Below are 22654 nucleotides of genomic sequence, written 5' to 3'. Positions count from 1 at the left end.
GGCTTTCAGTTACCAATCCACTGACTAAACAATGTGTTATGGATAGACACCCTCTTGAGCAAGGTCTTCTGGAAATATATCAGTCGCTTGAGAAACCCGACGGATAATGAATAACCACCCCTGAAGACCGAACATTAATAGCAACACCGAGATTTAACATTTGATGCTGGGAGAATTGTTGCAGCTAACCTAATAGCAGGCAAGGAGACAACCGTCCTAATATCGGTTTTTAAGATTAATATTAAGAGCAAATTTTTGACCTTTTAGGAATTTCTTTATATTGACAAAATGACAGTAAAAATCATCACCTGCGATATATCCTAAAATGCATTCCTTGTAATTAAATATACGTATTTCGCTTATTTACACCCTATTGAGAATGCTCTCTTTTTTACCCCTCGTATTAAGAGAAATCTCAGCCCGGCATTGCAATTTCCCCCAGCTTTATCCATGATCGAAGTGTGACATTCGTCATATAACAGAAGGTATTGCTATTACTATGGAATGGATTGCCGATCCCTCAATCTGGGCCGGGCTGGTTACGCTGGTCGTCATCGAGCTGGTGCTCGGGATTGATAATCTGGTCTTTATCGCCATCCTCGCTGAAAAACTTCCCCCTTCCCAGCGCGACCGCGCGCGCGTGACGGGTCTGCTGCTGGCGATGGTGATGCGTTTACTGCTGCTGGCCTCTATCTCCTGGCTGGTAACGCTCACTCAGCCGCTGTTCTCCATTCACGGCCTGAGTTTCAGCGCCCGCGATCTGATCATGCTCTTCGGCGGGTTGTTCCTGCTGTTCAAAGCCACGGTGGAGCTCAACGAGCGGCTGGAGGGCAAAGACAGCGAGAATCCAACCCAGCGCCGCGGGGCGAAATTCTGGCCGGTGGTGGCGCAAATCGTGGTGCTGGATGCGGTCTTCTCCCTCGACTCGGTGATCACCGCCGTCGGGATGGTCGACCACCTTGCGGTGATGATGGCCGCGGTGATCATTGCCATCACGCTGATGGTCATGGCCAGCAAGGCACTGACCCGCTTTGTGAACAGTCACCCGACTATCGTGATCCTCTGCCTGAGCTTCCTGCTGATGATTGGCTTTAGCCTGGTGGCCGACGGTTTTGGCTTCCATATTCCGAAAGGCTACCTGTACGCCGCCATCGGCTTCTCCGTCATGATTGAAGCGCTCAACCAGCTGGCGATATTTAACCGCCGCCGCTTCCTGTCCGCGAATCAGACCCTGCGTCAGCGCACGGCCGACACGGTTATGCGCCTGCTAAGCGGTAAGAAAGAGGATGCGGAGCTGGATGCCGAATCCTCCGCCATGCTGGCCGATCACAGCGACGGGCTGATCTTCGACCCGCAGGAACGACGTATGATCGAGCGGGTGCTTAATCTGAATCAGCGGACGGTCAGCAGCATCATGACCTCGCGGCACGACATTGAGCATATCGACCTGACGGCACCGGAAGAGCACATTCGCGCCCTGCTGGATAAAAACCAGCACACTCGCGTGGTGGTGACCGGCGGTGAAGAGGAAGAGGAATTGCTGGGCGTGGTGCACGTTATTGACCTGCTCCAGCAGCAGCTTCACGGCGAGGCGCTCAACCTGCGCGTTCTGGTGCGCCAGCCGCTGGTCTTCCCTGAGGGGCTACCGCTGCTTTCCGCCCTTGAGCAATTCCGTAACGCGCGCACGCACTTTGCCTTTGTGGTGGATGAGTTTGGTTCGGTGGAAGGACTGGTCACGCTCAGCGACGTCATGGAAACCATTGCCGGTAATCTGCCTAACGAGGTGGATGAGATTGACGCCCGCCATGACATTCAGAAAAATGCAGACGGGTCGTGGACGGCTAACGGCCACATGCCGCTGGAAGACCTGGTGCAATACGTGCCGCTGCCGCTGGATGAAAAACGGGAATATCACACGATTGCCGGCCTGCTGATGGAGTATTTACAGCGTATCCCGCAGCCGGGAGAAGAGGTTCAGGTGGGCGACTATCTGCTCAAAACGCTGCAGATTGAAAACCATCGCGTGCAGAAGGTTCAGCTCATTCCGCTGCGGGATGAGGAAGAGCTGGATTTTGAGGTTTAGGTAAAACAAAACGGCAACCCGGTTGCCGTTTTTAGTGTTTGCGCCCTCTCCCGTGGGAGAGGGCCGGGGTGAGGGCATCAGGCCGCAACGCCACCCGGCGCAACGGACATCAAAGCTTATCCAGCAGCTTCTTCACGTCCTTACCGTCCTGTGAATCTTTATTACGATCCGCCCAGCCGCTAAGCCGACGTTTCGCTTCATCCTGCAGATGCTTGCGCAGGATCTGATCCACCTGCAGGCTGTAATTCAGGGCCTGCCATTTGCCGTATACGGTCAGCGGGACCGGCGTCTCTTTCAGGAAGTCGATGAGCTTGCTTTCACCCTGCCAGCCGGAAAGTACCCGCACGTTAAAGCGCGTATCCGCCGTCTCTTTCACCAGATCCAGCTTACCTTCACCGGTCATTGATAAAAGTGAAGAGGCGCCCTGCATTCCGTCGAGAGTAAGTTGTCCGTTGTCCAGCGTCAGGTCCGCGGTGAAGCTGTCGAGGCGCGTGGCGCTGTCGTAGTTATCCTGGGCCTTCACATCGCTGCTGCGCTCAACCGCCTGCTGCACCAGCTGCTGGAAGTTAAGCCCTTCCATACGGGAATTCTTCAGTTCAAGATGCGCCTGCCCCTGCCACTCGCGGCGGAAAGCATCGGCATCAATTTTCGTGCCTGAGAAGTCACCCGCGAGCGTCAACTGCCCCGTCAGGGATATCGGATAGTTGAACGCGTTCAGGATGGTGCCTATCTCAACGTTGTCGAGACGCGGCTGGAATTCGGCGCTGGCAACGTCTTTACGGACATCCAGCGTGCCGGGCAGCGAGAGGTTTCCTGCGCCCATCTTCCCGCTCAGTTCGGAGATCACCAGCAAACCGTTATGGTTAAACATCTGGCTGCTCACGTCGGTAAAATCAATGCCGCGCCAGCGCAGGCTATTGGCTTTCAGCAGAATATCCGCCGTGAATCCGCGCAGCGCGTTATAGTCAGGCTGATCGAGATTAGACGAGATAACCGGACGTGATGCCGGTGCCTGGCTTTGCCCCGTCTGGGTGGCATCGTTGTCCGTGGCGCTGGCCGGCAGAGGCGGCAGCAGATTTTCCAGATTGAGCTTGTCAAACTGCAGATTCAGCACCCACTTCGGCTTCTCTTCGAGCGTGACGCTCGCCTGCCCCTTCAGGCTACTGTCATTTGCCTGCAGGTTGAGATTATCCAGCTCGAGCTGCTTTTGCTCTTCGCGCCACACGGCCTGCAGCGTTCCCTGCCCGGTTATCCCCTGGGTGGGGAGATCGGCACCCGTCAGCTGCCAGTTCAGCTGCTGGATGTCGGCCGTGAGCTGATGCGGGTAGTCCGAGGCGTTCACATTAGCATTCAGCGACAGGGTCAAATCGCGCTGATCGCGGTTCACGCGCCCGCTAAATTCCAGCGACGCAAGATGGTGAGCATCCTGTTCCATCTGCAGGTTAATGTTGCGAATGGTCACCTGCTCCTGGTGCTCATGCTGGAAAACCAACACGCTGTCGGCAACTTTCAGCTTGCCGATATCAAAGGACCAGCCGGTATCGGACGGTTCATCGGGCAGAGTATTTTCGCGCGGCGCAACCGGCGCACTGGCATCACGCACGGCTTCGGTTTGCGGGGTGAGCTGAATCACCGCGCCTTTCAGCATCACCTGCTTAACCTGCAGCTGATGGGAAATGAGCGGGATCAGCGCCACATCGAGGCGCATGTTGTCTGCGGACACCAGCGGCTGGGACGCCCCCGGTGCCGTGAGCGACATGCGGCCAGAGAGAATGCTGAGCTGCGGCCAGACGTGCCAGCGCAGCGGCCCGTCAAGCTTCAGTTGATAACCACTGCGCGCCTCGACCTGCCGCACCATGTAAGCGCGGAAATCGTTGGGGTTAACCAGCAGAACCAACGCCGAAAGGCCAGCCACCAGCACCACCAGCAAAATCATCAGCGTCGTCAGAACTCTTCTCATGGCATCCTCAATGGACTAACGATCAGTCTTTATCAATACGGCTGGCAACCGCGCCCTGCTGGTCGCGATATTTTGCGTCCTGCCGACGGTTATAAGGACGATCTGCCGGGCCTGACAGCGGTTCAAAGCTTAACGCGCCGATCATCATGCCCGGACGCAGCGCCAGCGGCAATTTACCGGCATTGAAGAATTCCAGCACGATACGCCCCGACCAGCCTGGATCGATACGGTGCGCGGTCACGTGAACCATCAGCCCCAGTCGCGCCAGCGAAGAACGACCATCAAGCCAGCCGACCAGGTCCGGAGGCAGAGTGACGGATTCAAACGTCACCGCCAGGGCCAGTTCACCCGGATGCAGATAAAAAGCTTCGCCTTCATCGATTACGATTTCGTCACTCATCACGCGATCGAGCGCGGCGCTGACTTCGTCCTTCGGCCCGCTGAGGTCAATGAACGGCGCAGTGTGGCCACTAAAGGTGCGGAATTTATTCCCCAGGCGGACATCAACGGTCACGCCATTGATACGCTCAACGGGCGGGCGCGGGGTAATAGACAAACGGCCTTCATCCAGCCAGGCTTCAATATCGCGATCGCAAAGACGCATGCCACTTTCTCCTTTCATGCATCGTACCCTGAGGCGGTAAGCGCTTAGGGTAAAACCAGGTTATCTCTGAACGGTACACAATTCACGCGGGTTATTCAAAAAACTGGCTGATTTTCGCTTTTAAGATATCAATAGCAATGCGGTTTTTACCCCCGCGCGGCACGATGATATCGGCGTATTGTTTGGATGGCTCAATAAACTGCAGGAACATCGGGCGGACCGTTTTCTGGTATTGCGCCATGACGGAGTCCATCGAACGGCCACGTTCATTCACGTCACGCTTGATGCGGCGCATCAGGCAGATATCCAGCGGGGTATCGACGAAAATCGAGAAGTTCATGGATTCACGCAGGCGGGCGTCGGTCAGCAACAGGATGCCTTCAAGGATAATGACCTTTTTCGGCTCGATGCGGATGGTTTCCTGCGTGCGGGTGTGTTCTACGTAACTGTAAACGGGCAGTTCAATGGCCTGGCCGCTCTTAAGCGCTTCTAAATGCTGGAACAGCAAGCTGTGATCCATTGCATTTGGATGGTCATAGTTGGTTTTGACGCGTTCTTCCATCGACAGATGGGATTGATCTTTGTAATAGCTGTCTTCGGGAATGACGCCGATATGCTCATCACCTACTTGTTCACGCAGTTCGCGATAAAGCGTACTGGCAATTAGACTTTTACCTGAAGCCGATGCGCCGGCGATGCCTATAATGACGCATTGATGAGACTTATCAGTCATAAATTTAGCGACCTGATTAACCTGGATGTTAAGAAAGGACGACGCCGGAGCGTCAAACGCGGCAATTATAGGGATTTCACGGGCGTGATACCAGTCGAAAGCACAGGTTCTGCGAGACTGGCCGAAAAGTGACGTCTTATTCCCTGAGTGAAATTTAAATGAGCGTTTTTTCAGCGTTTAACCGTTTTTTTTCACGGAGCCTCTATTTAATAAGTCTGTGGTGTCAAATTCTGAGCGGTCACCATATGAATTGTAAATTGTTTGTACTAGCATAAACCAAATTATCAAATTCACGCGTTCGGACATCTTCCCTGACGGCATGGCGTCTCTGGATAAAGCGGTAATGAATAAACAATACCAGCGGGTTTTGGTTACCACCCCACATCCTTTAATACGACTTGTCTGTCTGGGCCTGGTCACCTTTATCTTTACCTTATTTTCCCTGGAGCTTACCCGGTTCGGCACCCTGCTGGCCCCGCTCTGGTTCCCCACCGCCATTATGATGGTGGCGTTTTATCGCCATGCAGGAAAAATGTGGCCGGGAATTGCCCTGGCCTGTTCGTTCGGCAATATTCTGGCCACCTGGATGCTCTTTTCGTGGGGATCGATAAGCCTCACCTATACCTCGATTAACGTGGTTGAAGCCTTTACCGGTGCGCTATTGCTGCGCAAATTGCTCCCATGGTACAACCCGCTGCAGAATCTGAATGACTGGATCCGCGTGGCCATCGGCAGCGCGGTGATCCCGCCGCTGGTGGGCGGCTTGCTGGTGTCCCTGCTGGCTCCCGGCCCTGAACCCCTGCGTAATTTCTTCGTCTGGGTGCTGTCCGAAGCCATCGGCGCGCTGGCGGTGGTACCGTTGGGGCTGTTGTTTAAACCGCATTATCTGCTGCGCCACCGTGACCCGAGACTGCTGCTGGAAACCCTGACCACGCTGGCCGTAACGCTGGCCCTCAGCTGGGCAGCCATCACCTGGCTGCCGTGGCCTTTCACCTGCGTTATCGTTTTGCTTATGTGGAGCGCCGTGCGCTTGCCGCGAATGGAAGCGTTCCTGGTGTTTCTGGTCACCGTGATGGTTGTGTCGCTGATGATTGCCCGAAATCCTGTGGCGCTGACAACCCAGCACGTCGGGGCGATGCTGAACGCCCCCTGGCTGCCGTTCCTGATGCTGCTCCTGCCTGCCAACGTGATGACCATGGTGATGTATGCCTTCCGCGCCGAGCGCAAACACATCACCGAAAGCGAGGAGCGTTTCCGCAATGCGATGGAGTATTCCGCCATCGGTATGGCGCTGGTCAGCATTGAGGGCAAATGGCTGCAGGCTAACAAGGCGCTGTGCAATTTCCTCGGTTACAGCCAGACGGAGCTCCAGTCTCTGACCTTCCAGCAGCTCACCTGGCCGGAAGATCTGCACACCGACCTGGAACAGCTCGAACAGCTGGTCAACGGCGACATCAATACCTATACCCTTGAGAAGCGCTATTACACTCGCGACGGGGAAGTGGTCTGGGCGCTCCTTGCCGTCTCCGTCGTGCGCCATGCCGACGGCTCGCCGCTCTATTTTATCGCCCAGATTGAAGACATTAACGATCTAAAGCAGACCGAGTGGGTCAACAAACGCCTGATGGAGCGCATTACGCTGGCTAACGAAGCGGGCGGCATCGGCATCTGGGAGTGGGATCTGGAGCCAGACATTATCAGCTGGGACAAGCGGATGTTTGAGCTGTATGAAATCCCGCCGCACATCAAGCCTACCTGGCAGCTCTGGCATGACACGATGCTGCCGGAAGATCGTGCCCACGCTGAGCAGGTGCTGCGGGACTCGCTGATTTCCCGTCTGCCGTTTAAGCTGGAATTCCGCATCCGCGTGAAGGAAGGCGTGCGCCACATTCGCTCCCTGGCGAACCGGGTGCTCAATAAGCAGGGTGAAGTCGAACGGCTGCTCGGGATCAACATGGACATGACCGAGGTGAAGCAGCTCAACGAGGCCCTCTTCCAGGAAAAAGAGCGTCTGCACATCACCCTCGATTCTATCGGTGAAGCGGTGCTGTGCACCGATATCAACATGAACGTCACCTTCATGAACCCGGTAGCCGAGAAAATGAGCGGCTGGCTGCAGACCGAGGCTATCGGCCAGCCGATCCTCAAGGTGTTGCACATCACCTTTGGTGAAAAAGGGCCGCTGATGGAGAATATTCACAGCGGCGATATGTCCCGTTCCGATATCGATCAGGACGTGGTGCTGAACTGCCGGACCGGCGGGAATTTTGATATTCACTACAGCATTACGCCGCTCAGCACGCTGGATGGGCAGAATATTGGCTCGGTTATCGTGATTCAGGACGTGACCGAGTCGCGCAAAATGCTGCGTCAGCTGAGCTACAGCGCCTCCCACGATGCCCTGACCCATCTGGCAAACCGGGTCAGCTTCGAAAATCATCTTAAACGCCTCCTGCAGACCGTTCGCGAAACGCGCCAGCGTCATGCTCTGGTCTTTATCGATCTCGATCGCTTTAAAGCCGTCAACGATACGGCAGGCCATGCGGCGGGGGATGCCCTGCTGCGGGAGCTCTCCTCCCTGATGTTGACCATGCTCCGCTCCAGCGACGTGCTGGCGCGTCTGGGCGGAGATGAGTTCGGGTTACTGCTGCCGGACTGCAATATTGAAAGCGCGCGCTATATCGCCGGGCGCCTGATCCACACGATCAATGACTATCACTTTATGTGGGAAGGCCGCCTGCACCGGATCGGCGCCAGCGCAGGCATCACGCTGATTGATGAAAATAACCATCAGGCGTCGGAGGTGATGTCGCAGGCGGATATAGCCTGTTATGCCTCGAAAAACAGCGGGCGCGGCATGGTGACGGTTTACGAACCCCAGCAGGAGCGGGATCACAACACGCGCAGCATGATGTCGCTTGATGAACAGTGGCACATGATTAAAGACAATCACCTGATGATGATTGCCCGCAGCGTCGCCTCCCCGCGCATCCCGGAAAGCAGTAATTTCTGGCTGCTCTCGTTACGCCTGTGGACCAGCCAGGGCGAAGTCCAGGAAGAGCATGCCTTCCGCTCGGGTCTGGCCGAGCCTGAGCTTTTGCACGCCCTCGACAGGCGTATTTTTAATGAGTTTTTCCGCGCCTCTGCCGCACAGGTCGCCAGTAAAGGCATGGGGGTGGCGCTGCCGCTTTCTGAGGCCGGTTTAGCCAGCGTAACGCTGGTCGATGAGCTTCTCGACCTGCTGGATAAAAGCCCGATGCCGGGTCGTCTCCTGCATCTGGTTATCTCTGCCGACGTGGTGTGTAGCCAGGATAAAAACCTGCAGCGGAGTCTGCAAAAGCTTCGCCAGGCGGGTTGCCGCGTGATCTTCAGCCAGGTGGGCCGCGACATGAACGTCTTCACCCACCTGACCGCCAATATGGCCGACTATCTGATGCTGGACGCAGAGGTGGTAAGCAACGTGTATGGCAACCTGATGGATGAGATGATGGTGACCATTGTTCAGGGCCACGCCCAGCGTCTGGGGATGAAAACCATCGCGGGCCCGTGCAATCAGCCCATCATGATGGATACGCTCTCCGGCATCGGCATTGATTTCATCTATGGCGACACCATCGCCGAGCCGCAGCCGCTGGATCTACTGCTCAACACCAGCTATTTCGCCATCAACTGACGGCGTCCAGCCGTCGGTATACCAGATGTGCAGCAGCGCGTAAGAGCGCCACGGCTGCCAGCGTTCGGCATAACGCCGAATCTGCGCGGGCGTCATCCCGGCAAAGCGTTGCTTAATCAGATAATCATCAGGCAGAAAGACATCTTTCGCCTGCCAGCCGCGCAGGGCCAGGTAGTTTGCCGTCCAGCGCCCTATTCCCGGCCGCTGCTGTAGCGCCTTCATCCCGGCCTCAATATTCTCGGGTGGGAAAAGCGGAAACGTCCCGTCGATGACCGACTGCGCCAGATGAATTAACGACTCCGCGCGTTTTACCGGCATGCCCAACGCTTTCAGCGCCAGCGGGTCCGCTGCCGCCAGCGCGTCCGGCGTGGGGAAACAGAGATACCCCGGACACTCCGCGATCGGCTCACCGCACAGCGCCACCACGCGCGACGTCAGTTTCGCCGCCATCGCCACGCTCACCAGCTGCCCGAGGATCGCCCGCACGCCCTGCTCGTACGCGTCCATCGCCCCCGGTAAACGCAAGCCCGGCCGGGCAGCACCGAGATCGCCCAGCGTATCCGCGATGTGCTGCGGGTTGCAGGCGAGATCGAACAGGCGCTCGATGCGTTCAAGGCACGTCTGCGCAACCGGAACTAATCCCGGACTGAGCGTCACGGTCAGCGTATGGGTGGCGATATCCGGCGTTACGCGAAATATCCCCTGATGCCCTTCGCAGGCAAAACTGCGCTCGTAGTAGTCGTGGGTGACGGTTTCGATGCCCGTCACCGCACGCGCGCCGAGAAAGCCAAACATCCACTGCCAGTCGTAAGGGGGTTGCCAGTTCAGGGTGTACATCGTTGCTCCTTTTTCATTCTTATACCCTAAATAATTCGAGTTGCAGGAAGGCGGCAAGAGAGCGAATCCCCAGGAGCATAGATAACTATGTGACTGGGGTGAGCGAGCGCAGCCAACACACCTGCAACTTGAAGTATGACGGGTATATCAGCATAAACGGAAAGACCTTGTATTGCCTTGCTTTCATATTCCTGTTGTCGCCATGCGGACATTTCGTTAAAGTCTCGCCCCTTCTCACTGGCATGGGGATTAATCGTGTTTATTGGATTCGACTACGGTACGGCAAACTGCTCGGTTGCGATTATGCAAAACGGGCAGCCACAGCTTCTGAAAATGGAAAAAGAGAGCACGCTGCTGCCGTCAATGCTCTGCGCACCGACGCGTGAAGCGGTAAGCGAATGGCTGTTCCGCCACCATCAGGTTCCGGCCACGGCGGCGGAGACCCAGGCGCTGCTGCGCCGGGCGGTCAGCTTTAACCGCGAGGAAGACATCGACGTTACGCCGTCCAGCGTGCAGTTCGGCCTCTCTTCGCTCGGGCACTACATTGAAGATCCTGAAGAAGTTTACTTCGTTAAGTCGCCAAAATCCTTCCTCGGCGCCAGCGGCCTGAAGCCGCAGCAGGTGGCGATGTTCGAAGACCTGGTGTGCGCGATGATGCTGCATATTCGCACTCAGGCGCAGACACAGGTCTCCGATGCGATTACCCAGGCGGTCATTGGCCGCCCGATCAACTTCCAGGGGCTGGGCGGCGATGAGGCCAACCAGCAGGCGCAGGGGATCCTTGAACGCGCGGCGCACCGGGCAGGCTTCCGCGACGTGGTGTTCCAGTACGAGCCGGTTGCCGCGGGGCTGGATTTTGAAGCCACGCTGACGGAAGAGAAGCGCGTATTAGTCGTGGATATCGGCGGCGGCACAACGGACTGCTCGCTGCTGCTGATGGGACCGCAGTGGCATAACCGTCGCGATCGCGAAAATAGCCTGCTCGGGCACAGCGGCTGCCGCGTAGGCGGTAACGATCTCGATATCGCGCTGGCATTCAAGAGCCTGATGCCGCTGCTCGGCATGGGCGGTCAGACGGAAAAAGGCATCGCCCTGCCGATCCTGCCGTGGTGGAACGCGATTGCCATTAACGACGTACCTGCGCAGAGTGATTTTTACAGCACCGCGAATGGCCGCTTCCTGAACGATCTGGTGCGCGACGCGCAGGACGCCGAAAAAGTTGCCCTGCTGTATAAAGTGTGGCGTCAGCGCCTGAGCTACCGCGTGGTGCGTACTGCCGAAGAGAGCAAAATTGCCCTTTCCGATCGTACCGAGCATGCGGTCTCCCTGCCGTTTATCAGCGACAATCTGGCCACCGCGATTTCGCAAGACGGGCTGGAGACGGCCCTCGCGCAGCCGCTACAGCGTATTCTGGAGCAGGTGCAGCTGGCGCTGGAGAACGGTAAAGAGAAGCCGGACGTTATCTACCTGACCGGGGGTAGCGCCCGTTCGCCGCTGATCAAGAAAGCACTGGCGGAACAGCTGCCGGGCATTCCGATTGCCGGTGGCGATGACTTTGGCTCCGTTACCGCTGGTCTGGCGCGCTGGGCGCAGGTGATGTTTAGCTAGCGTTGTTGCGGTGCGGTCTGGTGCCCTCTCCCACAGGGAGAGGGAGAAAACACCAAAAACGGCAACGGATGTTGCCGTTTTGCGTTTACCTCCATTCAGACCATTCCTGACAGTCTTCCATATTTCCTCCATTTTTCCGCTGTGTTAGCTGACTAAACTAGTATCATTCCCCGAAGTCTTCAGGATGAGAACGTACAACGATGAAAGGCAGTAACAAATCCCGCTGGGCAATCGCCGCTGGCATCATTGTGGTGGTCCTTGCCGCCGCCTGGTACTGGCACAGTCAATCCGCGAACACCGCAGCCCCCGCCGGTGCCAATAGTCAGGCACAGCGCCCGGCAGGCGGAGGGCGTCACGGCATGCGCGGCGGCGCGCTGGCGCCGGTACAGGCGGCGACGGCAGTGAATAAAGCCGTTCCTCGCTATCTAACGGGCCTTGGGACCATTACTGCCGCCAACACCGTGACGGTACGCAGCCGCGTCGACGGTCAGCTTCAGGCCATTCACTTCCAGGAAGGTCAGCAGGTCAAAGCGGGCGATCTGCTGGCGGAAATCGACCCGAGCCAGTTTAAGGTCGCCCTCGCCCAGGCGCAGGGGCAGCTCGCGAAGGACAAAGCCACGCTCGCCAACGCCCGTCGCGATTTGGCCCGCTACCAGCAGCTGGTGAAAACCAACCTCGTGTCTCGTCAGGAGCTGGACACCCAGCAGTCGCTGGTCAGCGAAACGCAGGGTACCATCAAAGCCGACGAGGCCGCCGTCGCCAGCGCACAGCTGCAGCTGGACTGGAGCCGCATCACCGCGCCGATTGACGGACGCGTGGGCCTGAAGCAGGTCGATATCGGCAACCAGATCTCCAGCGGCGACACCACGGGCATCGTGGTGATCACCCAGACTCACCCGATTGATTTAGTCTTTACCCTGCCGGAAAGCGAAATCGCGACCGTGGTGCAGGCGCAAAAAGCCGGTAAAGGTCTGGTGGTGGAAGCCTGGGACCGCAGCAACAGGCAGAAGCTGAGCGAAGGTTCCCTGCTCAGTCTGGATAACCAGATCGACACCACCACCGGCACCATCAAGCTGAAGGCGCGCTTTAACAATCAGGACGATGCCCTCTTCCCGAACCAGTTCGTCAACGCGCGCATGCTGGTCGCCACCGAAGAGAACGCGGTGGTGATCCCAACGGCTGCCCTGCAGATGGGTAACGAAGGTAACTTCGTCTGGGTACTTAACAGCGACAATAAGGTCAGCAAGCACCTGGTGAAAACCGGTATCCAGGACAGCCAGACGGTGGTCATCGCCGCCGGCCTTTCCGCAGGCGACCGCGTGGTCACCGACGGCATTGACCGTCTGACCGAAGGGGCTAAAGTGGAAGTGGTTGAACCTGCGAAACAGGGAGAGAAATCCTGATGCAGGTTATGCCCCCAGGCTCTACAGGCGGGCCGTCACGCCTGTTTATCCTCCGTCCTGTCGCCACCACGCTGCTGATGGTGGCGATCCTGCTCGCCGGGATTATCGGCTATCGCTTCCTGCCCGTGTCGGCGCTACCGGAGGTGGATTACCCAACGATTCAGGTTGTCACACTCTATCCCGGCGCCAGCCCGGACGTGGTGACGTCCGCCATTACCGCGCCGCTGGAGCGCCAGTTCGGCCAGATGTCCGGACTAAAACAGATGTCCTCCCAGAGTTCCGGCGGGGCATCCGTCGTGACGCTGCAGTTCCAGCTGACGCTGTCGCTGGACGTCGCCGAGCAGGAAGTACAGGCCGCCATCAACGCCGCCACCAACCTGCTGCCGTCCGACCTGCCCAACCCGCCGGTCTACAGCAAGGTGAACCCGGCTGATCCGCCGATCATGACGCTGGCCGTCACCTCCTCCGCCATGCCGATGACCCAGGTCGAAGACATGGTCGAAACGCGCGTGGCGCAGAAAATTTCTCAGGTCTCCGGCGTCGGCCTCGTCACCCTGGCGGGCGGCCAGCGCCCCGCCGTACGCGTGAAGCTTAACGCGCAGGCGATTGCCGCGCTGGGGCTGACCAGCGAAACCATCCGCACCGCCATCAGCAGCGCCAACGTTAACTCGGCAAAAGGCTCGCTGGACGGCCCTACCCGCGCCGTGACGCTCTCTGCCAACGATCAGATGCAGTCCGCCGATGAATACCGCCAGCTGATAATTGCTTACCAGAACGGCGCGCCGGTGCGTCTGGGCGACGTGGCGACCGTGGAACAAGGTGCTGAAAACAGCTGGCTCGGCGCCTGGGCCAACAGGCAGCAGGCGATCGTGATGAACGTGCAGCGCCAGCCGGGCGCTAACATCATCGAAACCGCCGACAGCATCCGCACCATGCTGCCGCAGCTGATCGAAAGCCTGCCGAAATCGGTCAGCGTGAAGGTGCTTTCCGACCGCACCACGAACATTCGCGCGTCGGTCACCGACACCCAGTTTGAGCTGATGCTGGCGATTGCGCTGGTCGTCATGATCATCTATCTGTTCCTGCGCAACGTTCCGGCCACCATTATTCCCGCCGTCGCCGTGCCGCTCTCGCTGGTCGGGACCTTTGCGGTGATGGTGTTCCTCGATTTTTCGATTAACAACCTGACGCTGATGGCGCTCACCATCGCCACCGGGTTCGTGGTGGACGACGCCATCGTCGTTATTGAGAACATTTCGCGCTATATCGAGAAAGGTGAAAAACCGCTGGCGGCCGCGCTGAAGGGCGCGGGCGAAATCGGCTTTACCATTATCTCGCTGACCTTCTCGCTGATTGCGGTGCTGATCCCGCTGCTGTTTATGGGCGATATCGTCGGGCGGCTGTTCCGCGAGTTTGCCGTGACGCTGGCGGTCGCCATTTTGATCTCCGCCGTGGTGTCGCTGACCCTGACGCCGATGATGTGCGCCCGCATGCTGAGCCACGAGTCCCTGCGCAAGCAAAACCGCTTCTCGCGCGCCTCCGAGCGCATGTTCGAGCGGATTATTGCCGCCTACGGTCGCCTGCTGGCGAAAGTCCTTAACCATCCGTGGGCCACGCTCGGCGTGGCGCTGGGAACCCTGGCGCTCAGCGTGATGCTGTGGATTTTCATTCCGAAAGGCTTCTTCCCGATTCAGGACAACGGCATTATTCAGGGCACGCTGCAGGCCCCGCAGTCGGTCTCCTTCGCCAGTATGGCCCAGCGCCAGCAGCAGGTGTCTGAAATCATCATGAAGGATCCGGCGGTTGAGAGCCTGACCTCCTACGTGGGCGTCGACGGCACCAACCCGTCGCTCAACAGCGCGCGTCTGCAGATCAACCTTAAGCCGCTGGATGAACGTGACGATCGCGTCAACGCCGTCATTGAGCGTCTGCAAAACGCCGTCGCGCGCGTGCCGGGCGTTGAGCTTTACCTGCAGCCGATTCAGGATTTGACCATTGATACCCAGGTCAGCCGCACGCAGTACCAGTTCACGCTGCAGGCCACCTCGCTGGACGCGCTCAGCACCTGGGTGCCGCAGCTGGTGAATAAGCTTAACACCCTGCCGCAGCTCGCCGACGTCAGCAGCGACTGGCAGGACAAAGGGCTGGCGGCATACGTGAACGTCAACCGCGATACCGCCAGCCGCCTGGGCATTACCATGTCGGATGTGGACAACGCCCTGTACAACGCCTTCGGTCAGCGCCTGATCTCCACCATCTACACCCAGGCGAACCAGTATCGCGTGGTGCTGGAGCACAACACGGAGAATACGCCCGGCCTGGCGGGGCTGGACTCGGTGCGCCTGACCAGCAAAGACGGCGGCATTGTGCCGCTGAGCGCTATCGCCACGGTGGAAGAACGCTATACCCCGCTGTCGATTAACCATCTGGATCAGTTCCCGTCCACCACCATTTCCTTCAACGTGCCGGACAATTATTCTCTCGGCGAAGCGGTGGAGGCCATTCAGGCTGCTGAAAAAGAGCTCAGCTTCCCGTCCGATATTCAGACCCAGTTCCAGGGCAGCACGCTGGCGTTTCAGGCCGCGCTGGGTAACACCATCTGGCTTATCGTCGCGGCGGTCGTGGCGATGTACATCGTGCTCGGCGTGCTATACGAAAGCTTTATCCACCCGATCACCATCCTCTCTACCCTGCCGACGGCGGGCGTGGGGGCGCTGCTGGCACTGATGCTGGCGGGCAGCGAGCTGGACGTCATTGCCATCATCGGCATTATCCTGCTTATCGGGATCGTGAAGAAAAACGCCATCATGATGATCGACTTTGCCCTGGCCGCCGAGCGCGAGCAGGGCATGTCGCCGCGCAACGCCATCTTCCAGGCCTGTCTGCTGCGTTTTCGTCCAATCCTGATGACCACGCTGGCCGCCCTGCTGGGCGCGCTGCCGCTGATGCTCAGCACCGGCGTCGGCGCGGAGCTGCGCCGTCCGCTGGGTATCGGCATGGTCGGCGGTCTGCTGGTAAGCCAGGTGCTAACGCTCTTCACTACGCCGGTTATCTACCTGCTGTTTGACCGCCTGGCGCTGTGGACCAAAAGCCGCTTCCCGAAACGTGAAGAGGAGGCATAAGTGAAGTTTTTCGCCCTCTTCATTTATCGCCCGGTGGCGACGATTTTAATCTCGCTCGCCATTACCCTCTGCGGCGTGCTGGGCTTCCGGCTGCTGCCGGTAGCGCCCCTGCCGCAGGTGGATTTCCCGGTGATCATGGTCAGCGCCTCGCTGCCGGGCGCGTCACCGGAAACCATGGCCTCGTCGGTTGCCACGCCGCTGGAGCGTTCCCTTGGGCGAATTGCCGGGGTCAACGAGATGACCTCCAGCAGCTCGCTGGGCAGCACGCGCATCATTCTGGAGTTCAGCTTCGACCGGGATATTAACGGTGCAGCGCGCGACGTGCAGGCGGCCATCAACGCCGCACAAAGCCTGCTGCCGAGCGGGATGCCGAGCCGCCCAACCTACCGCAAGGCCAACCCGTCCGATGCGCCGATCATGATCCTGACGCTGACCTCGGATACGTACTCGCAGGGGCAGCTTTACGACTTTGCGTCTACCCAGCTGGCGCAGACCATCTCACAAATTAACGGCGTCGGTGACGTGAGCGTCGGCGGGAGCTCCCTGCCCGCCGTGCGCGTGGGCCTAAACCCGCAGGCGCTGTTCAACCAGGGCGTGTCGCTGGATGACGTGCGCTCCGCCATCAGCACGGCCAACGTCCGCAAGCCGCAGGGGGCGATTGAGGACGGTAGCCACCGCTGGCAGATCCACACTAACGACGAGCTGAAAACCGCCGCGGAATATCAGCCGCTCATTATTCACTACAACAACGGCGCGGCGGTGCGCTTAAGCGACGTTGCCAGCGTCACCGACTCGGTGCAGGACGTGCGCAACGCCGGGATGACCAATGCAAAACCGGCCATTCTGCTGATGATCCGCAAGCTGCCGGAAGCGAATATTATTGAGACGGTGAACAGCATTCGCGCCCGTCTTCCGGACCTGCAGGAGACCATCCCGGCAGCAATCGATCTGCAAATTGCCCAGGATCGCTCCCCGACCATTCGCGCCTCGCTTGAAGAGGTGGAGCAAACGCTGATTATCTCCGTCGCGCTGGTGATCCTGGTGGTCTTCCTGTTCCTGCGATCCGGCCGCGCGACGCTTATTCCGGCGGTGGCCGTGCCGGTCTCGCTGATCGGTACCTTTGCCGCCATGTACCTGTGCGGGTTTAGCCTCAACAACCTGTCGCTGATGGCCCTGACGATAGCGACGGGCTTCGTGGTGGATGACGCCATCGTGGTGCTGGAAAACATTTCCCGCCACCTGGAAGCGGGCGTGAAGCCGCTGCAGGCCGCGCTGCAGGGCACACGCGAGGTGGGCTTTACGGTGCTCTCCATGAGCCTGTCGCTGGTGGCGGTATTCCTGCCGCTGCTGCTGATGGGCGGGCTGCCGGGCCGGCTGCTGCGCGAGTTTGCCGTCACCCTCTCCGTCGCCATCGGGATTTCGCTGGCGATCTCCTTAACGCTGACGCCGATGATGTGCGGCTGGATGCTCAAGCGCAGCAAACCCCATTCGCAGCCGCGCCGTAAAGGCTTTGGTCGCTTCCTGATGGCCATGCAGGAAGGCTACGGCAAATCGCTGAAGTGGGTGCTGAACCATACCCGGCTAGTCGGCCTGGTGCTTATCGCCACCATTGGGCTGAACGTCTGGATGTACATCACCATCCCGAAAACCTTCTTCCCGGAGCAGGACACCGGCGTGCTGATGGGGGGGATTCAGGCGGACCAGAGCATTTCGTTCCAGGCGATGCGCGGCAAGCTGCAGGACTTTATGAAGATCATTCGTGAAGACAAAGCCGTGGATAACGTCACCGGCTTTACCGGCGGGTCACGCGTTAACAGCGGGATGATGTTTATTACCCTGAAACCGCGCGGCGAACGCAACGAAACCGCCCAGCAGGTGATTGACCGCCTGCGGGTGAAGCTCGCCAAAGAGCCGGGGGCAAACCTGTTTTTGATGGCCGTTCAGGATATCCGCGTCGGCGGCCGTCAGGCGAACGCCAGCTATCAGTACACGTTGCTCTCGGACGATTTAGCCGCCCTGCGCGAGTGGGAGCCGAAGATCCGCAAGGCGCTGGCCGCCCTGCCGCAGCTGGCGGACGTCAACTCCGATCAGCAGGACAACGGCGCCGAGATGGCCCTGACCTACGACCGCGAAACCATGTCGCGTCTGGGCATTAACGTTGAAGCCGCCAACAGCCTGCTGAACAACGCCTTCGGCCAGCGCGAGATCTCCACCATCTACCAGCCGATGAACCAGTATAAGGTGGTGATGGAGGTTGACCCGCGCTACACCCAGGACATCAGCGCTCTGGACAAAATGTTTGTGATTAACAACGACGGCAAGGCGATTCCGCTCTCCTACTTTGCCAGCTGGCAGCCTGCCAACGCGCCGCTGTCGGTGAACCATCAGGGGCTGTCGGCGGCGTCGACCATCTCCTTTAACCTGCCCGCCGGTTCGTCGCTTTCTGAAGCCAGCGACGCAATCAACCGCGCGATGACGCAGCTTGGCGTGCCGTCCACCGTGCGCGGCAGCTTTGCCGGCACCGCGCAGGTGTTCCAGGAGACGATGAACTCGCAGGTGATTTTGATTCTGGCCGCCATCGCCACGGTTTATATTGTGCTGGGCGTGCTGTACGAGAGCTACGTTCACCCGCTGACCATTCTCTCGACGCTGCCGTCGGCGGGCGTGGGGGCGCTGCTTGCGCTGGAGCTGTTCGGCGCGCCGTTCAGCCTGATCGCGCTCATCGGGATCATGCTGTTGATCGGCATCGTGAAGAAAAACGCGATCATGATGGTGGATTTCGCCCTGGACGCCCAGCGCAACGGCAATCTGTCGCCGGAAGAGGCCATCTTCCAGGCCTGCCTGCTGCGTTTTCGTCCGATCATGATGACCACTCTGGCGGCGCTGTTTGGCGCGCTGCCGCTGGTTATTTCGGGCGGCGACGGCTCGGAGCTGCGCCAGCCGCTGGGGATCACCATCGTCGGCGGCCTGGTCATGAGTCAGCTGCTGACGCTGTACACCACGCCGGTGGTCTATCTGTTCTTCGACCGCCTGCGGCTGCGCTTTTCGCGTAAAAACAGAACCACGGTGACCGAGTAAATGACCGATCTCCCCGCTAACGTTCGCTGGCAGCTATGGATAGTCGCTTTCGGCTTCTTTATGCAGTCGCTGGATACGACCATCGTCAACACCGCCCTCCCCTCCATGGCGAAAAGCCTGGGGGAGAGCCCGCTGCATATGCATATGGTGATTGTCTCCTACGTGCTGACGGTGGCCGTCATGCTGCCAGCCAGCGGCTGGCTGGCGGACAAAGTGGGCGTGCGGAATATCTTCTTTACCGCCATCGTGCTGTTTACCACCGGCTCGCTGTTTTGCGCCCAGGCCAACACCCTCGACCAGCTGGTGATGGCACGCGTGCTGCAGGGCGTCGGCGGGGCGATGATGGTGCCCGTCGGGCGGCTAACGGTGATGAAGATCGTGCCGCGCGAGCAGTACATGGCGGCGATGACCTTTGTGACGTTGCCCGGTCAGGTGGGGCCGCTGCTGGGCCCGGCGCTCGGCGGCATTCTGGTGGAGTACGCCTCCTGGCACTGGATCTTCTTAATCAATCTTCCTGTTGGCATCATCGGCGCCATCGCCACCCTGACGCTGATGCCGAACTACAAAATGCAGACGCGGCGCTTTGATTTCTTCGGCTTTATCCTGCTGGCGGCGGGCATGGCCACGCTTACCCTGGCGCTCGACGGGCAAAAAGGGCTGGGGATTTCGCCCCTGACGCTGGGGATGCTGGTCGTTATCGGCGTTACCGCCATACTGTGGTATCTGCGGCATGCCAGAGGCAACGATAAGGCGCTGTTCAGCCTGAGCTTGTTTAAAAACCCCACCTATCGCCTTGGCCTGTTTGGCAGCTTCGCCGGGCGCGTCGGCAGCGGCATGCTACCGTTTATGACGCCCGTTTTCCTGCAAATCGGAATGGGATTTTCGCCGTTCCACGCGGGCCTGATGATGATCCCGATGGTGCTCGGCAGCATGGGAATGAAGCGCATCGTGGTGCAGGTGGTGAACCGCTTTGGCTATCGTCACGTGCTGGTAACCGCCACGCTGGGGCTGGCGCTGGTCAGTCTGCTGTTTATGGCCGTGGCGCTGATGGGCTGGTACTACGTTCTGCCGCTGGTGCTGTTCTGCCAGGGGATCGTCAACTCCATGCGCTTTTCGTCGATGAATACCCTGACGCTGAAGGACCTGCCGGACGATCTGGCAAGCAGCGGCAATAGCCTGCTGTCGATGATCATGCAGCTCTCGATGAGCGTCGGGGTGACCATCGCGGGTTTACTGCTCGGCATGTACGGCCAGCACCATCTCAGCGTCGACACGCCGGTGGCGCATCAGGTCTTTTTGTATACCTATCTCAGCATGGCGGTCATCATCGCCCTGCCCGCTTTCATCTTCGCCAGAGTGCCGGATGATACCAGCAAGAACGTCGTGATTAGGCGCGGCAAAAGGAGTGGCTCATGAAATTCTGGCGTCCGGGCATTACCGGCAAGCTCTTCGTGGCGATATTTGCCACCTGTATCGTCCTGCTGATCACCATGCACTGGGCGGTGCGGATCAGCTTTGAGCGCGGTTTTATTGATTACATCAAGCATGGCAATGAACAGCGTTTACAGGGCTTAAGCGATGCGCTGAGTGAACAGTACGCCCAGCACGGCAACTGGCGTTTTCTGCGCAATAACGACCGCTTTATTTTCCAGATCCTGCGCTCGCTGGAGCACGATACCGGTGACGATCGCCCGGGGCCGGGCATGCCGCCGCACGGCTGGCGCACCCAGTTCTGGGTGATTGACCAGGACATGCGCACGCTGGTGGGTCCGCGTGCGCCGATCCCGCCGGACGGCACCCGTCGTGCGATTAAAGTCAACAATGCGACTGTCGGCTGGGTTATCGCCTCTCCGGTGGAGCGCCTGACGCGCAATACCGACATCAACTTTGACCGCCAGCAGCGTCGGACAAGCTGGCTGATTGTCGCCCTCTCCACCCTGCTCGCCGCGCTCGCCACCTTCCCGCTGGCGCGCGGTCTGCTCGCCCCGGTGAAAAGACTGGTGGAAGGCACGCACAAGCTGGCCGCCGGGGATTTTACCACCCGCGTCGATACCCGCAGCCAGGACGAACTGGGCAAGCTGGCGCAGGATTTTAACCAGCTTGCCAGCACGCTGGAGAAGAACCAGCAGATGCGCCGCGACTTTATGGCCGATATCTCCCACGAGCTGCGCACGCCGCTGGCGGTGCTGCGCGGCGAGCTGGAGGCCATCCAGGACGGCGTGCGCCAGTTTACGCCTGAATCGGTGGCCTCTCTGCAGGCGGAGGTGGGCACGCTCACCAAGCTGGTGGACGATCTCCACCAGCTCTCCATGTCCGATGAAGGCGCGCTGGCCTACCAGAAGGCGCCGGTGGACGTGATTAACATTCTGGAAGTGATCAGCGGCGCCTTCCGCGAGCGGTTTGCCAGCCGCAACCTGAAAATCGATCTCTCCCTGCCGGACAGCGCGGTGGTGTTTGGCGACAAAGACCGGCTGATGCAGCTGTTCAATAACCTGCTGGAAAACAGCCTGCGCTACACCGACAGCGGCGGCGGGCTGCATATCTCCGGCAGGCAGGAAAACGGGCGCTTTGCCCTCACCTTCGCGGACTCCGCCCCCGGCGTGCAGGACGCGCAGCTGGAAAAACTGTTTGAACGTTTCTACCGTACCGAAGGCTCCCGTAACCGCGCCAGCGGCGGTTCCGGACTGGGGTTGGCGATTTGCGTTAACATCGTCGAGGCGCATAATGGCACGATCCGCGCCGCCCATTCGCCTTTTGGCGGGGTTAGCATTACAGTAGAGTTACCTCTGGAACGGGATTTATCGAGAGAAGTATGACCGAGTTACCGATTGACGAAAACACGCCGCGCATTTTGATTGTGGAAGACGAGCCGAAGCTTGGGCAGCTGCTGATCGACTATTTACGTGCGGCCAGCTACGCTCCATCGCTGATAAGCCACGGCGACCAGGTGCTGCCATACGTGCGCCAGACCCCGCCGGATCTGATCCTGCTGGATTTGATGCTGCCGGGCGTTGACGGTCTGACCCTGTGCCGGGAAATTCGTCGCTTCTCCGACGTGCCGATCGTCATGGTCACCGCCAAAATTGAAGAGATTGACCGCCTGCTGGGGCTCGAAATTGGTGCGGACGATTACATCTGCAAACCCTACAGCCCGCGTGAAGTGGTCGCCCGCGTGAAAACCATTCTTCGCCGCTGCAGGCCGCAGCGCGAGCTTCAGGTGCTCGATGCCGAAAGCCCGCTGATTGTCGACGAAAGCCGCTTCCAGGCGAGCTGGCGCAGCAAGCTGCTGGACCTGACGCCTGCGGAGTTCCGCCTGCTGAAAACCCTCTCCCACGAGCCGGGAAAAGTGTTCTCCCGCGAGCAGCTGCTGAACCACCTGTATGACGATTACCGCGTCGTGACCGACCGCACCATCGACAGCCACATCAAAAACCTGCGCCGCAAGCTGGAGGCGCTGGACGCCGAGCAGTCGTTTATCCGCGCGGTGTATGGCGTAGGGTATCGCTGGGAAGCGGATGCGTGCAGGATAATGTGAGAATATTGCCCCGCAGCA

13 protein-coding genes are annotated in these 22654 nt (G+C 59.1%); 9 read left to right on the top strand and 4 right to left on the bottom strand.

Going from position 1 to position 22654, the window contains the following annotated elements; translation table 11 throughout:
• Positions 1-499 precede the first annotated feature (499 nt).
• Complete coding sequence (locus USF70_RS19405) at positions 500-2083, top strand: TerC family protein (protein WP_023312406.1); 1584 nt, start codon at positions 500-502, stop codon at positions 2081-2083.
• Positions 2084-2192: 109 nt separating this feature from the next.
• Here the strand turns inward: USF70_RS19405 and asmA are convergent, their stop codons facing one another.
• From asmA to udk, 3 genes are all read right to left on the bottom strand, one after another.
• Complete coding sequence (gene asmA, locus USF70_RS19400) at positions 2193-4043, bottom strand: outer membrane assembly protein AsmA (RefSeq protein WP_112778158.1); 1851 nt, start codon at positions 4041-4043, stop codon at positions 2193-2195.
• Between the two features lie 22 nt (positions 4044-4065).
• Entirely contained in the window at positions 4066-4647 is a 582-nt protein-coding gene (dcd, locus tag USF70_RS19395) for a dCTP deaminase (RefSeq protein ID WP_023312408.1), read from the bottom strand.
• Positions 4648-4738: 91 nt separating this feature from the next.
• Entirely contained in the window at positions 4739-5380 is a 642-nt protein-coding gene (udk, locus tag USF70_RS19390; protein ID WP_008500855.1) for a uridine kinase, read from the bottom strand.
• A gap of 343 nt (positions 5381-5723) precedes the next feature.
• Between udk and USF70_RS19385 the strand changes: the two genes are divergently transcribed.
• Complete coding sequence (locus tag USF70_RS19385) at positions 5724-9053, top strand: diguanylate cyclase (RefSeq protein ID WP_320735927.1); 3330 nt, start codon at positions 5724-5726, stop codon at positions 9051-9053.
• Here the strand turns inward: USF70_RS19385 and alkA are convergent.
• Positions 9018-9890: a DNA-3-methyladenine glycosylase 2 gene (gene alkA / locus USF70_RS19380; RefSeq protein WP_320735926.1), complete on the bottom strand. Its 873-nt coding sequence runs from the start codon at positions 9888-9890 to the stop codon at positions 9018-9020. The genes USF70_RS19385 and alkA overlap by 36 nt on opposite strands.
• 255 nt (positions 9891-10145) lie before the next feature.
• Between alkA and yegD the strand changes: the two genes are divergently transcribed.
• From yegD to baeR, 7 genes are all read left to right on the top strand, one after another.
• Complete coding sequence (gene yegD, locus USF70_RS19375; RefSeq protein WP_033145988.1) at positions 10146-11498, top strand: molecular chaperone; 1353 nt, start codon at positions 10146-10148, stop codon at positions 11496-11498.
• A 200-nt stretch (positions 11499-11698) separates the two neighbouring features.
• A complete protein-coding gene (locus USF70_RS19370; RefSeq protein WP_320735925.1) occupies positions 11699-12901 on the top strand; it encodes an MdtA/MuxA family multidrug efflux RND transporter periplasmic adaptor subunit in 1203 nt (400 codons plus the stop codon).
• Positions 12901-16023 (top strand): MdtB/MuxB family multidrug efflux RND transporter permease subunit, encoded by a 3123-nt coding sequence (locus tag USF70_RS19365; RefSeq protein ID WP_320735924.1) that lies wholly within the window; start codon positions 12901-12903, stop codon positions 16021-16023. The genes USF70_RS19370 and USF70_RS19365 overlap by 1 nt, the downstream gene beginning before the upstream one ends.
• Positions 16024-19101 (top strand): multidrug efflux RND transporter permease subunit MdtC, encoded by a 3078-nt coding sequence (mdtC, locus tag USF70_RS19360; RefSeq protein WP_248233420.1) that lies wholly within the window; start codon positions 16024-16026, stop codon positions 19099-19101.
• On the top strand, positions 19102-20517 hold the full coding sequence (locus USF70_RS19355) for an MFS transporter (RefSeq protein ID WP_214579563.1): 1416 nt from the start codon (positions 19102-19104) through the stop codon (positions 20515-20517).
• Positions 20514-21917 (top strand): two-component system sensor histidine kinase BaeS, encoded by a 1404-nt coding sequence (gene baeS / locus USF70_RS19350; RefSeq protein WP_023312417.1) that lies wholly within the window; start codon positions 20514-20516, stop codon positions 21915-21917. Before USF70_RS19355 ends, baeS begins: the two co-directional genes overlap by 4 nt.
• Positions 21914-22636 carry a two-component system response regulator BaeR gene (gene baeR / locus USF70_RS19345; RefSeq protein WP_023312418.1) on the top strand — a complete coding sequence of 241 codons (723 nt, stop codon included), beginning with the start codon at positions 21914-21916 and terminating at the stop codon, positions 22634-22636. Before baeS ends, baeR begins: the two co-directional genes overlap by 4 nt.
• The last annotated feature ends 18 nt before the right edge of the window (positions 22637-22654 follow it).

Source organism: Enterobacter sp. 237C8 (assembly GCF_034106865.1).
Lineage (GTDB): Bacteria > Pseudomonadota > Gammaproteobacteria > Enterobacterales > Enterobacteriaceae > Enterobacter > Enterobacter asburiae_B.
The sequence above is the reverse complement of the archived record's forward strand: the minus strand, read 5'-3'. Positions and strand labels throughout refer to the sequence as shown.

Excerpts from the sequence above, each read along its gene's own strand:
- USF70_RS19405 (WP_023312406.1), top strand. The coding sequence starts at position 500 with ATGGAATGGATTGCCGATCCCTCAATCTGGGCCGGGCTGGTTACGCTG.
- alkA (WP_320735926.1), bottom strand. The coding sequence starts at position 9,890 with ATGTACACCCTGAACTGGCAACCCCCTTACGACTGGCAGTGGATGTTT.
- baeS (WP_023312417.1), top strand. The coding sequence starts at position 20,514 with ATGAAATTCTGGCGTCCGGGCATTACCGGCAAGCTCTTCGTGGCGATA.
- USF70_RS19365 (WP_320735924.1), top strand. The coding sequence starts at position 12,901 with ATGCAGGTTATGCCCCCAGGCTCTACAGGCGGGCCGTCACGCCTGTTT.
- dcd (WP_023312408.1), bottom strand. The coding sequence starts at position 4,647 with ATGCGTCTTTGCGATCGCGATATTGAAGCCTGGCTGGATGAAGGCCGT.
- baeR (WP_023312418.1), top strand. The coding sequence starts at position 21,914 with ATGACCGAGTTACCGATTGACGAAAACACGCCGCGCATTTTGATTGTG.
- asmA (WP_112778158.1), bottom strand. The coding sequence starts at position 4,043 with ATGAGAAGAGTTCTGACGACGCTGATGATTTTGCTGGTGGTGCTGGTG.
- USF70_RS19370 (WP_320735925.1), top strand. The coding sequence starts at position 11,699 with ATGAAAGGCAGTAACAAATCCCGCTGGGCAATCGCCGCTGGCATCATT.
- udk (WP_008500855.1), bottom strand. The coding sequence starts at position 5,380 with ATGACTGATAAGTCTCATCAATGCGTCATTATAGGCATCGCCGGCGCA.
- USF70_RS19355 (WP_214579563.1), top strand. The coding sequence starts at position 19,102 with ATGACCGATCTCCCCGCTAACGTTCGCTGGCAGCTATGGATAGTCGCT.
- USF70_RS19385 (WP_320735927.1), top strand. The coding sequence starts at position 5,724 with ATGAATAAACAATACCAGCGGGTTTTGGTTACCACCCCACATCCTTTA.